The sequence below is a fragment of the Arthrobacter ginkgonis genome (genome assembly GCF_039540195.1).
Taxonomy (GTDB): Bacteria; Actinomycetota; Actinomycetes; order Actinomycetales; family Micrococcaceae; genus Zafaria; species Zafaria ginkgonis.
This window is the reverse complement of record NZ_BAABEO010000010.1, coordinates 19,032-31,554: the sequence shown is the minus strand read 5'-3', so window position 1 is coordinate 31,554 and position 12,523 is coordinate 19,032. Positions and strand designations below refer to the sequence as shown.

9 protein-coding genes are annotated in these 12,523 nt (G+C 72.5%); 4 read left to right on the top strand and 5 right to left on the bottom strand.

The features are described from left to right. Positions 1-75: 75 nt before the first annotated feature. From manA to ABD912_RS08505, 4 genes are read right to left on the bottom strand one after another with little or no spacing between them, the layout of a single operon-like run. Positions 76-1,329, bottom strand: a complete 1,254-nt coding sequence (gene manA, locus ABD912_RS08520) for a mannose-6-phosphate isomerase, class I (protein WP_345150035.1) — start codon at positions 1,327-1,329, stop codon at positions 76-78. 7 nt (positions 1,330-1,336) lie between these two features. Further along, entirely contained in the window at positions 1,337-2,992 is a 1,656-nt protein-coding gene (locus ABD912_RS08515) for an LCP family protein (protein ID WP_345150033.1), read from the bottom strand. Between the two features lie 6 nt (positions 2,993-2,998). After that, entirely contained in the window at positions 2,999-3,532 is a 534-nt protein-coding gene (gene purE / locus ABD912_RS08510; protein ID WP_345150031.1) for a 5-(carboxyamino)imidazole ribonucleotide mutase, read from the bottom strand. Next, positions 3,533-4,708, bottom strand: coding sequence for a 5-(carboxyamino)imidazole ribonucleotide synthase (locus ABD912_RS08505; protein WP_345150029.1), 1,176 nt, complete (start codon positions 4,706-4,708; stop codon positions 3,533-3,535). A gap of 182 nt (positions 4,709-4,890) precedes the next feature. Between ABD912_RS08505 and ABD912_RS08500 the strand changes: the two genes are divergently transcribed. Next, positions 4,891-5,460: a GtrA family protein gene (locus tag ABD912_RS08500; protein ID WP_345150027.1), complete on the top strand. Its 570-nt coding sequence runs from the start codon at positions 4,891-4,893 to the stop codon at positions 5,458-5,460. 43 nt (positions 5,461-5,503) lie between these two features. Here the strand turns inward: ABD912_RS08500 and ABD912_RS08495 are convergent, their stop codons facing one another. Beyond that, positions 5,504-6,241, bottom strand: coding sequence for a TIGR03089 family protein (locus ABD912_RS08495; RefSeq protein WP_345150025.1), 738 nt, complete (start codon positions 6,239-6,241; stop codon positions 5,504-5,506). Between the two features lie 362 nt (positions 6,242-6,603). Between ABD912_RS08495 and ABD912_RS08490 the strand changes: the two genes are divergently transcribed. From ABD912_RS08490 to ABD912_RS08480, 3 genes are read left to right on the top strand one after another with little or no spacing between them, the layout of a single operon-like run. Beyond that, a complete protein-coding gene (locus ABD912_RS08490; RefSeq protein ID WP_345150023.1) occupies positions 6,604-7,125 on the top strand; it encodes a WhiB family transcriptional regulator in 522 nt (173 codons plus the stop codon). Next, positions 7,104-10,847, top strand: coding sequence for a glycosyltransferase family 2 protein (locus ABD912_RS08485; protein WP_425548037.1), 3,744 nt, complete (start codon positions 7,104-7,106; stop codon positions 10,845-10,847). Before ABD912_RS08490 ends, ABD912_RS08485 begins: the two co-directional genes overlap by 22 nt. Then, positions 10,844-12,514, top strand: coding sequence for a DUF5719 family protein (locus tag ABD912_RS08480; RefSeq protein ID WP_345150020.1), 1,671 nt, complete (start codon positions 10,844-10,846; stop codon positions 12,512-12,514). Before ABD912_RS08485 ends, ABD912_RS08480 begins: the two co-directional genes overlap by 4 nt. The last annotated feature ends 9 nt before the right edge of the window (positions 12,515-12,523 follow it).

Below are 12,523 nucleotides of genomic sequence, written 5' to 3'. Positions count from 1 at the left end.
GGCGGACGAAAGTCCGCCGGCCGCCGCCGTTCTTGTTCGGGCCCCTGCGTGTTCGGGGCGTGTGCCCGGACGGGCTCAGGCGATGGTGAACGCGAACGCGAGCGCGCCGTGGCCGTCCACGGGGCGGGCGATCACGGGGCTTTCGTCGGCGCCGATGAACACGGATTCGCCGCGGGCCACGCGCAGGTCCCCGCGCGGGGAATCGAGCAGCAGTTCCCCCTCGATGCAGACCAGCGCCACCGGCCCGTTCTGGACGATCGGGACGTCGCCGCCGGCCAGGTCCGCCGCGGCCTCCGCGGGGGAGGGTACCGCGACGCGCTGCAGCTGGAACTCGTCGAACGGCGGGCGGTAGAGCTCCTGGCCCAGCTCGGAGACCTCGGGCCCGCACAGCGGCACGCCCAGGTCGGAGAAGTCGACGGTGGCCAGCAGCTCCGGCAGGTCGATGTGCTTGCCGGTCAGCCCGCCGCGCAGCACGTTGTCGGAACTCGCCATGATTTCGATGCCCAGCCCGTGGAGGTAGGCGTGCACGTTTCCGGCCGGAAGGTACATGGCCTGTCCGGCCTCGAGCCGGACGTGGTTGAGCATCAGCGACACCAGCACGCCCGGGTCGCCGGGGTAGTGCCCGGCCAGCGAGGGCAGCTCGGCCAGGCCGGGGTCCGCGGACAGCGCGGGGTCGGTCCCGACCGCGGCCGCGGCCGCGCCCACCAGCGGCACGACGCCGTCCCCGGCCTCGAGCAGGAAGGTGAACGCCGCGCGCCGGTCGCCGGCGCGCAGCAGGCCGGCGGTGTGCCGTGCAGCTTCCAGGGCGTCCTCCCCGGCCCCGGTTCCGTCGCCGGCCAGCGAGCCGGCCAGCGCCTCGAACAGTTTCGCGGCCTCGTCCACCGGGCGGAACCCGCACAGCGCCGCGAAGCCGGTCAGCGCGTAGAGCATCTCCGGCTTGTGGTTGTCGTCCTTGTAGTTGCGCTGGGGCGACTCCGGGGCGATCCCGGCCGCCTGCTCGGCAGCGTAGCCGGCACGGGCCTGCTCCAGCGTGGGGTGGACCTGGAGGGAGAGCGGCTTGGCGGCGGCCAGGACCTTGGCCAGGAACGGCAGGCGGCCGAAGCGCGCGGCCGCCTCGGCCCCGAGCAGGGACTGGGGGGCGGAGGCGAGCAGTTCGTCCAGCGGCGTGCTGGTCCCGTCCGGTCCGATGGCTACCGAGGGTGCCAGGGGGTGCGCCCCGATCCACATCTCCGCTTCGGGTGCGCCCGTCGGCACCCGTCCGAGCAAGTCCGCCAAGGCGTCGTGCGATCCCCACGCGTAGTCACGGACGGTGTTGGACAAGCGGTACATGGTTCTCCTACTCGGCGCTGCATTCGTCGTTGTTGGAGGCGATCGTAGAGATCAAACCTGTCTGGCCGGCCAACTCCAGCTGAACAAGGTAGTCCTCGGTGATCGGGGACCCGTCCGGCTGGGTGGTGGGGATGTCTTCCTTGGGGACGTTTCCGGCCCCGGAGGAGGAAGCCGACGCGCTGGAGGAGGACGGGCTCGCGGCGGATCCGCCCGAGGGGCTCTCGGAGGAACCCCCGGAGGAGGAAGGGCTCGAGGACTTCGACGGCTTGGCGGCCTTGGTCGGGGCGCTGGCCGAGGCCTCCGCGAGGAGGGTCTTGACCCGGGACCTGATCTGGTCGAAGTCGGGGTAGGTGGAGAACCTGTCCGCCGCGGTGCCGAAGTCGGGGGCGCCGAGGGTCAGCCGCTTGAACGCGTTCTGGCGGGACTTTCCGGCCAGGTTCACGAAGCTGCCGAGCTGGTCCTGCGGGATGTCGGTCTGGAGGATTTCCTTGCCGGCATCCATGATCTGGGAGAACCGGGTCAGGACCGTCTGCGGGTTGAACTGGTTGATCATGGCCTGCTGCAGGCACTGCTGGCGGCGGATGCGGTGGTAGTCGGTGGTGAAGTCGCGCGAACGGGCGAACCACAGCGCCTGCTTGCCGGTGAAGGTGTGCTTGCCCGGTTCGAACCAGTGGGTGCGCACCCGAGTGCCTTCCCAGTATTTGCCGTTGTAGGGCACCCAGCCGCCGGAGGTCACGGTGACCCCGCCCATCGCGTCGATGAAGTCCGCGAAACCCGCCATGTCGATCAGCACGTAGGCCTGGATCTTGATGCCTGTGATGCCCTCGGCGGCATCCATCATGGCCTCGGCCCCGGGGTTCTTGGCGCCGGGGTAGAGGTTGGCGTACTTCTCCTCCACGGTCGGGTAGAGGGCGTTGAGGATGCACTCGTTGCCGCAGTTGAAGCCGTTGGGGAACACCTGCTTGAGCGGGGAATCGGCGGAGAACTGGGCGTTCTGGAAGTTGCGGGGGAGGGAGATCACGGCGGTCTTGCCGGAGGAGGCCTCGACGCTAAAGATCGACATGCTGTCCGGGCGAAGCCCGATGCGGTTCGCGCCCGCGTCCCCGCCCATGACCAGGAAGTTGTAGCGGCCGTCGATGGGGTCGAAGGCCGGCCCGGAGGCGAACACGTTCTCGATGGTCTGGCGTCCGGTGTTCAGCACGTAGGTGCCGTAGCCGAGGACACCGCTGGTGGCCAGCACCAGCAGGACCGTCGCGGTGGAGACGATGACCTGCATGCCCGGGGCGAGCAGGCGAGGACGGATCAGCGCGATCGTGTTGATGAACAGGGCCAGCCAGCCGACGGCGAGCACGCCCAGCACCACGGCCAGGACCAGTTGCACCGTGGGGCGGGCGAGCAGGTCGATCAGCAGGTCGCGGTTGATCAGCGCCAGGACCCCGGCGGCCAGCAGGGCGAACCAGCAGCACAGCGTCACGGTCAGCGCCACGCGGCCCAGCTTCCGGTTGCCGGCCACCACTTGGGCGCCGCCGGGGACGAAAACCGTGAGGAGAAGCAGGAACAGGGCGCGCTTCGAACGCGTCCTGGCCGATGCGCCTTCCGGATTGCGGACGGGGTCGGTCAAGACGGCTGCGCGGTCCGTGCCGCGGCTGTTCCGGTTCTCCACGCCCCGCTACTCGAGTCCGGCCTCGGCGGCGACGATGCGCCGCAGGGCGGCACCCTTGTCGGCTGCCACCTGGCGCAGGTCGCTGGCGAAGTCCAGCAGCCGTGCGCGCAGGTCCGCGGCCAGTTCGTCGGTGCCGGTGGCCAGGATGCGCGCGGCCAGCAGGCCCGCGTTGCGGGCCCCGCCGATGGAGACGGTGGCGACCGGGACGCCGGCCGGCATCTGGACGATTGACAGCAGCGAGTCCATGCCGTCGAGGGTCTTCAGCGGGACCGGAACGCCGATCACCGGCAGCGGGGTCACGGAGGCCAGCATGCCCGGCAGGTGCGCGGCTCCGCCGGCCCCGGCGATGATCACCCGCACGCCGCGCTCGTGGGCCTGCTTGCCGTAGGCGATCATGTCCTCGGGCATGCGGTGGGCGGACACGACGTCGGCCTCGAAGGGGATGCCGAATTCGGCCAGGGCCTCGGCGGCCAGCCGCATGACCGGCCAGTCCGAATCGGATCCCATAACGACGCCGACGAGCGGGGCGGGGGTGGTCATCTAGCGTGCTCCTTCGGTGCTGACGGGTGCGCCGTCGCGGATGATGGCCGCGACGCGTTCGGCACGGGCACGCACCGAATCGGCGTCTTCGCCGGCGGCGCCGACGACGTTGACGTGTCCGATCTTGCGGCCCGGGCGTACGGACTTGCCGTAAGCATGGACCTTGGCGCGCGGCTCGGCGGCCAGCGCCGCGCCGAAGGCCGAGAACAGGTCGATGTTCGCCCCGCCGAGGTAGTTCTTCATGACGCACACCTGGCCGAGGGCGGAGGTGTCGCCCAGCGGCAGGTCCAGCACGGCACGCAGGTGCTGCTCGAACTGGCTGGTCACGGAGCCGTTCATGGTCCAGTGGCCGGTGTTGTGGGGGCGCATGGCGAGTTCGTTGATCACGAAGCCTGCCCCGACGCCGGGGGTCTCGAACAACTCGGCGGCCATCACGCCGGTGACCCCGAATTCCTCCGCGATGCGCAGCGCGGCGTCGCGGGCGGCCGCGGCAACGGCGTCGGACAGTTCCGGGGCGGGGGCGATGACCTCGTCGCAGACGCCGTCGACCTGGATGGTGTGGACCACCGGCCAGGCGCGGGCCTCGCCGCCGGGGGTGCGCGCCACCAGCGCGGAGAGCTCGCGGCTGAACGGCACCTTCTCCTCGGCCAGCAGCGCGGAGCCGTTGAACCAGTCGGCGCAACCGGCCGCGGCCGCGGCGTCGTCGACGATGCGCACGCCCTTGCCGTCGTAGCCGCCGCGCGGGGTCTTCAGCACCACGGGCCAGCCGGTCCGGTCGCCGAAGCCGACGAGCTCCTCGACGGACTCGACGGCCGCCCAGGCGGGGTTCGGCAGCCCCAGCCGCTCGATCGCGGCGCGCATGACCAGCTTGTCCTGGGCATGGATCAGCGCCGCGGGGCGGGGCTGCACGTTCACGCCCTCGCGGATGAGGGTGCGCAGGTGCTCGTTAGGCACGTGCTCGTGGTCGAACGTCATCACGTCCAGACCGCGGGCGAACGCGCGCAGGGTATCGAGGTCCTTGTAGTCGCCGACCGGGGCGTTGGCCACGGCATTGACCGCGGACACGTCCTCGGCCTCGGCCAGGATCCTCAGTTCGAAGCCGAGGTTTACCGCCTCGGGGGCCATCATTCGGGCGAGCTGGCCGCCGCCAACCACGCCAATCACAGGAAACGTCACGGGAACAGACTATCGAACGGGGGACTTGCCCGGGTGCCCGCGGCGCGACGGGGAGGGGCCGTTGTCAGGAAATCCGCAGCGGAGGTGCCTACAATAGGGGGTTGTCCGGGTTTTCAGGAGCCGGCCGGCCGGGTGGGCAAACGCTGTGCGCCCGGTGTTATCGACACCGACCTTGGAGGGTCATGCTCAAGAAGCTGTACGGCAAGGCTCGGGGCCTCGTGTCCGCGCTGTGGCGGGAAGTCGCCAAGTTCGGAACCGTCGGCGGCATCAGTTTCGTCATCGACAACGGTGTCACCCTCTTGCTGATGCACGGCGTGATGTCCGGCAGCGAGGCCAAGGCCCGTTTTGTCGGGGCCACCGTGGCCACGCTGTTCTCTTGGGCCGCGAACCGCTACTGGACCTTCCGCCACCGCCGCCAGGCCAACATGGCGCGCGAGTTCGGCATGTTCTTCCTCATCAACGGCATCGGCATCGGCATCTCCACCGGCTTCACCGCGATCGCCAAGTACGGCCTGGGCATCCAGGACAAAAACCTCCTGTTCGCCGCGGGCGTGGTCGGCATCGTGGTCGCCACGGTGGTGCGTTTCCTGGCCTACCGGTTCTGGGTCTTCACCGCGGAGCACCCGTCCAAGCGTGTTCCCTCCGCCGAGCGCGAACTCGTCCATGCCGCGCCCGGCGCGGCCGAGACGCTGTCCGGGGCCGTGCCGGAAACCGTCCCCGGCGGGTCCCGGGACACGTCCCCCGCCGCCTAAGTCCCGGCAGCCTAGCACCGGCCCGCTTGGCTCCCGAGGTGCGCTAGTCCTGCGCGTTCTCCGCCCCGAGGGTCCGCTGCACCCGTTCGGTCTCCAACAGGTGGTCGGTGGCCTGCACCCCGTCGCCGAGGACCACCAGGGTGTCCTTGGAGGACCACACCGCGATCGCCGCGGCCAGCGCCTCGCCCAGCCCGGTCCCCGCGGGCAGCAGGGCCGTGCCGCCGGGAGCGGAGGCGCCGAATAGTTCCGCGTAGGCGCTGGAGCTGACCTGCGTGCGCAGGGCCGTGGCCTCCGCCGAAACGGGGTCGGCCAGGAAATAGTCGCCGAAGGCGCGCACCTCGGCCGCGTAGTCCACGGCGCCCGCGGGCGCCGCCCCGCCGAAGGACAGGGCCAGCGTGCCCAGCGCCACGCTGATCACCTCCGCGGCCGGTTCCAGCTCCGCGGCCTCGTTGGGGGCATCGGAGGCGACGATGTTGGCCTCGCCGGAGTCCTCCGCGGCCCCGGCGACGGAGACCGTGGCCCCGGTGTGCAGCACGCCCAAGGCCAGCGCCAGCGACTTCCAGTGCAGCGGCAGGCTCAGCCGCACCACGGTCCCCGGGCCGGCGTCGAACTCCTCGGCCAGCAGGTTGGCCGTCTTGGCGACCCAGTTGTCGAAGACGCGGCCGCTCAGTTCCACACGCTCCTGGTTGGGGCCGTGCCAGACCAGCAGCGGCGCCGTGGAGTGGCGGACGGGCTCAAGAAGGCGGTCTACGAAGGGCAGCGGTGTGGCGGGGGCAACCATGGCGGTCTCCTGTTTGGGCTTAGGCGGCGGGCTGGGTGGCGTCGGATCGGGCTGGTCGGAAACGGCGGGTCGCGACTCCCACGTACCGGCTTGGCGGCCGTATGGGAAACGCCACTGAAACAAGAGTTAACACCTACGGTGTGGCGCGGCACGCTTTTTCACTCTTGCATCTATAGAATCACCAACCCCACTTGACGGACCCGGAGTTACACCAGTGTAATTAGTTAGCGAACCGACCCGGACGCGTCCGGCGGCTCCATAGTCACGTCCGAGTCATGTCCCGTGGCACCTTACGCCGCGCACCAAGTCTCAAATAGTGCGGGTTGGTTTGCTGACAGGACACAAGACGAAGGGCTCATCTGATGGGGAATACAGAGCGCGTTCACGATTTTGTTCCGGAGGCGGTGACCGCTCCGGAAGCCTCCGGCGCCAGGGGCGTGCCGTCGGACTGGTTCGTTGATCCGGCCGAGTCGGCGGGACGCTTCGGGGAGCTCGGCTCCCCGGCGCTGGAGGACCAGGCCACGGCCTTCCTCGCGGACCACGACCTGGCGTCCACGGAGGACGAAGCGGGGGAGATCCTGCCGGTCCGGCCACTGGATGCCGGCCTGTCGGCGCAGACCGCCTGGGTGGCCGTGCCCGGCTTCCCGGGGGCCGAGGACGAGGGCGAACTGGGGTGGCAGACGGAAGCGCTGTGCGCCCAGACCGATCCCGAGGCCTTCTTCCCTGAGAAGGGCGGATCCACCCGGGACGCCAAAAAGGTGTGCGGCGCCTGCAACGTGCGCTCCGAATGCCTCGAGTACGCCCTGGCCAACGATGAACGCTTCGGTATTTGGGGCGGCCTGTCCGAGCGCGAGCGCCGCCGATTGCGGAAGCGAGCAGTCTGATTCACTCCCAGGTTCGTGTCACGGCCGTTGTCGCATCGCGCAACGGCGCCAAGTTCCTGCCCCGGACGCTGTCAGCGCTCGCCGGGCAGACCCGTCCGGTGGACGGGTTTGTCGGCGTCGACGCCGACTCGGCGGACGGCTCGGCAGCCCTGCTGCGCTCGGGGCTGCCGGCCGGAACCCCGATCGCCGAGGCACCGGCCCGAGGCTTCGGCGCCTCGGTCCACGTAGCGGCAGCCCTGCTTCCCGAGCCCCTGCAGGGCGTCCAGGACTGGATTTGGCTGATCCATGACGACTCGGCCCCGGCCCCGGACGCCCTGCAGCGGCTGCTCGCCGCCGTCGAAACCGCGCCCTCCGTCACCATCGCGGGCTGCAAGCAGCTGGACCTGGACCGGCCCCGCCGCCTGATCGACGTCGGACTGAGCATCAGCCGCTGGGGCGAGCGGCTCACCCTGATCGACGTCGACGAACTCGACCAGGGGCAGTACGACGGCCGCTCCGACACCTTCGCCGTCAATTCCGCCGGCATGCTGGTGCGCCGCGACGTCTGGGAGGACCTCGGCGGCTTCGATCCGGCGTTGCCTGGCCTGGGCGACGACCTGGACCTGTGCTGGCGCAACCGGATGGCCGGCCACCGCGTCGTCGTGGTTCCCGGCGCCCACATGTTCCACGCGGCGGACGCCGTCCACGACGTCTCCGGACCCGCTGCCGCCCGCACCGCCGAGGTCTACCTGCGGCTGAAGCACGCCCCCTTCCTGGCCCTGCCTTTCCTGGCCGTCGGCGCCGTTCTGGGCGGCATCGTCCGCTTCATTGCCAGCCTGCTGGCCAAGGATCCCGGCCACGCGGTCGGACAGCTCGGGGCCAGCCTCCGGGCCGTGTTCAGCCCCTTCCACCTCCTGCACTCGCGGCGCACCGCCGCCGGCACCCGCAAGGTGTCCCGATCGCTCGTGCGCCCGCTGATGGTCCCGCGCCGCGACGTCTGGTCCCACCGGCGCAGCCTGCTCGAATCCTTCAACGCCGAGCAGGTGGTCGGCGACGGCACCGGCTCGGTCGCGGAAGCCTTCAACCCCTCCGGGGACGCCAACGACGACTTCGCGGCGCTCGCCGGCCCGCAGCGCACCAGCGCCGGGGTGGGGGCCGCCGTCGCCGTCCTCGCCGCGGCCGCCGTGTCCCTGCTGGGGCTGCGCGCGCTGATCGGCGCCCCCGCCCTGGGCGGAGGTTCCGCGCTGCCGCTGTCCGCCTCCCCGGGAGGGGTCTGGGCGAACGCCTTCGGCTGGTGGCAGTCGGCAGGTTCCGGACGGCCCGGGCACGGCGATCCCTTCGACGCCGTGCTCTGGGTCCTTTCCCTGCTGGGCTTCGGCCAGGCCAATGGCGCCGTCGTGGCGCTCGCGCTGGTGGCCATGCCGGTCTCCGCCCTGCTGGCCTGGACCGCGCTGGGCGCGGTCACCGGCAGCCGCGCCGCCCGCCTGCTCGGCGGCCTCGTGTGGGCGGTTGCGCCCACGCTGCAGGTGGCCGTGGCCTCCGGGCGCCTCGGGGCCGTCGTCGCCCACGTGCTCCTGCCCGTCGTGGTGCTCGGAGCCGTCCGCTCCGTGGGAGCGGCGCGCCCGCGCGACAGGTCCGAATCCCGGGTCGGCGACGTCCCTTCCGGCACCACGCCGCCGACCCGGCCCGGCGTCGGGGGAGTGCCCTCCTGGACGGCCGCCGCCGGCGCGTCGCTGGCCCTGGCCGCGGTTACCGCCGGCGCCCCCGTGCTGCTGCCGGTCGCGATCGTGCTAACCGTGCTGGTGGCCCTGCCGCTGCGCCGCCGCGCGAAGGCCCTGTGGTGGGTGCCGGTGCCTGCGCTGGCGCTCGCCCTCCCGCTGGGCCTTTCCGCCCTGGAGAACCCGCGGGCCCTGATCGCCGACCCGGGTGTGCCGCAGGCCTTCGACGCCGCCCCGCTGTGGCAGCAGGCGCTGGGCTTCCCGGTCGCCTTCGAGCCCTTCGCCGGGGTGGCCGGACTCGGCGTCCTCGACGCCTGGAACGCGCCCTGGGCACTGGTTGCGGCCCTGCTGGTCGGCGTTCCGGCGCTGGCGGCGGCCGCCTGCGCGCTGTTCCTGCCCGGCCGTGCCGGCCGGCTGGCCCGCGTCCTTTGGGTCGCCGGGGTGCTGGCGCTGGCGGCGGGCTTCGGTGCCCAGTACGTCCCCACCGCCGTGGCCGGTGCCACCCTGACCACCGCCTTCACCGGACCCACCGTGTCCGTCTTCGCCCTGGCGGTGCTCTTCGGGGCGGCGCTGTGCCACGAGGCGCTGCACGCGGTCTCCCGGAACGCCGGGCGCACCCGCGCGGCAGCGGAAGGGCCCGCCAAGCGCGGGGCCGAGCGGGCCCGCAGGGCCGGAATCGCCGTCCTGGTCACCGGTGCCCTACTCTCCACGGCCACGGCCGGCACGCTGTGGCTTGTCCCGCGGCTGGGCGCGCAGCCGGAGCAGGCCAGCGCCGCCGCGGACTTCGGTGCGTCCCAACAGCTCGTCGCCGCGGCGGCGCGGACGCTGCCGGCGACCGCCACGGACCGCGGCAACGGCCCCTATGCCGAGCGCGTGCTCGTCATCGCCCCCGGCAACGACGGCGGCATGGGCGCGGTGCTGATGTCCGGCTCCGGCACCACCCTGGACCAGCTGTCCCAGGTGGCCGCCTCAGGGCGGCTGCACGGCTCCCTGACCGCGCCCGAGGTCAAGGCCGACGACGACGCCGATGCCGCCCTGCGCGGCACCGTCGCCGCCCTGGTCTCCGGCCAGGGAATCGACCCGCGCCCGGAACTGCAGCAGCTCGGGGTGTCCTTCGTGGTGCTCCAGGAAACCGATTCCTCCTCCGGCCTGCTGGCCAGCCAGCTCGACGCCGTCCCCGGCCTGGCCTCCGTCGGGAGCACCGACTCCGGCTGGCTGTGGCGGGTCGAACCCTCCGGCCGGCTGGACACGGACCCGGGCGTGGCCGCGCCGACGGGCCGGGTCCGCATCGTGGATGCCAACGGGCGGACCAGCGCGCTGGTCCCCGCGGAAGCCGGCACGGTCCGGGACCTCGGCGCCCGGTCCCTGGTGGTGGACGCAGCCACCGTGGAGGCTGGGGCCGCCGGGCGCCTGGTGGTGCTGGCCGAACGTGCCGACGCCGGCTGGAGCGCGACCCTGGACGGCAAGCCGCTGGAGGCGGCCGCCTCCGGCTGGGCCCAGGCCTTCCGGCTGCCCGCCGAGGGCGGCACGCTGGAGGTCCGGCACGCCAACCCGTACGCGCTGCCCGTGGGCCTGCTCCAAGGCATTGTTTTCGGCCTGGCGCTGCTGCTGGTGGTCCCGATCCCGCAACGGCGCCGTTTCGCCCCGCGCCGCGTGGAGGAGTACCGGGCCACCAGCACCGCCCAGTCCATCGAGGAACTGGACACCGGCCGGCCCGCCGGGGAGGGGATCCGGGAAGGGGCAGGCACCGTCCCCGATGGAGCTCCGGATCCTGCGGCGTCGGACCCTGTTGCGTCGGACCCCGCGGTGCCCGAGCAGGAGGAGGCGCACCCGATTGCCGTGCCCGCCGCCGTCGAACGCCGCGGCGCCGAACTCCGGGCTCGCAGCCACCGCGCCGCCCTCGCGGGGGAGACCGGGTCCCGGGATCCGGCTGCCCGCACCACGGCTTCCGGCACCCCGTCCGATGACGCAGGGAACCTGGAGCCCGAACCGAACGGCGAAGAACCGATGGAGGCCGCACGATGAGCGGACGCAAGAACCGCACCGGCGGAAAAAGTGCTGGCCGGAAACGTCCTCGCCAGGACAGTGTCGGCCAGGATAGTGCTGGCCGGAACCGCGCCGGCCGCATCCTCGCCGGGGGACTGGCCGTCCTGCTCCTGGGCGGGACCGCCACCGGAATCGGGGCCGCCGCGTTCGCGCTGGACCGGCCCGCCCAGCGCGGCGTCGACGTGCCGCTGGCCGCCGTCCCGGCCGGCGACTTCGTCGCCCAGTGCCCGGCCACGGCCCGGCTGCCGGAAGGGGCCACCGTCCCCGGAACGGATCCGGCCTTCGCTGCGTCATCGAAGTCGGCCCGGACCGCCGTGCGGGCGGTGGTCCTCAGCGACCTCGCCCAGCGCGTGCCCGGGGCATCGGTGGCGCTGCTGAACGGCAAGAACCTGCGCACGCTCTCCGACGTCCTGCCCGCGGCGGAGGCCGAACGCACCCAGACCATCGGCGAGGAGGGCACGTCCCGGCGCGAGGCCGTCGTGGTGTCCGGGCTGGCCGAAACCGCCGCAACCGCCCTGTCCGTCCAGGCCTTGGGCGGGCGCCAGTCGGTGGCCTCGATGGTCCGTTCCTACACCGCCGACGACGGCGACCTGGCCGGCCTGGCCGTGTCCCGCTGCCAGAGCCCGGCCTCCGACCAGTGGCTGCTCGGGGCCTCCACCACGGTCGGATCCACCGCCGTGCTGGTCCTGGCGAACCCCTCCGGCACCGCGGCGACCGTCAACCTGGAACTGCACGGGGCCGAGGGGCCGATCGACGCCGCAAACACCAGCGGCCTGGTCCTGGCTCCGGGGGAATCGCGTTCGATCGTCCTTGCCGGGCTCGCGGCCGGGGAGGCGGCGCTCTCGGTCCGGGTCCGTTCGGCCGGCGGGCCAGTCACCGCGCTCATCCAGCAAAGCGTGCTGCGCGGGCTCACCCCCGGAGGCGTCGACTACATCGAGCCGGCCGCTGCCCAGTCCCCGACCCAGGCCGTGCCCGGCGTCGCCGTGCAGGACCCCGCCGCGACGCGCAAGGTCGCCGCCCAGGACGGCTACTCCACCGCGGTCCCCGAACTGCGCGTGGTGGTGCCGGGCACCCAGGATGCCACGCTGCGGGTGCGCGCCCTAGGCCCCGACGGGGAGGCCGCGCTTCCCGGCAACGGGACGGTGACGGCCGCCGCGGGCGCCACCACGGCGGTCGCCCTGGACGGGCTGCCCGCCGGAACCTACACGCTGGTCGTCGAATCCGACGTCGCCGTCGTCGCCGGGGCCCGGCTGGTCCGCGGCACCAAGGAGGACGCCCCGGTCGACGCCGCGTGGGCGTCCTCGGCCGAGCGGATCGGCAGCGAGCACCTCCTCGCCGTCGCGCAGCGTGCCGACGCGGCGCTGGCCTTCGGCAGCGCTGAAGGGAGCGGAACGGTTGAACTGCGCCCGGTGGATGCGGATGGCACCATCGGGGCCGCGCAGACAGTGGCCGTGGCCGAGGGGACCACGGCGCTGCGCAAGGTGTCAGAGCTCGGCGGGGACACCGTTGCGGTACTGGTCAGCAGCTCCGGCGCCGCGGTCTACGGCGCCCAGGTCCTGACCCTCGGCAATGCCGGCATCTCCGCCATCACGATTCCGCCGGCGGTCGAGGGCCAGCGCGGAGTCCAGGTGGACATCAGGTACTAGGGGACCGCC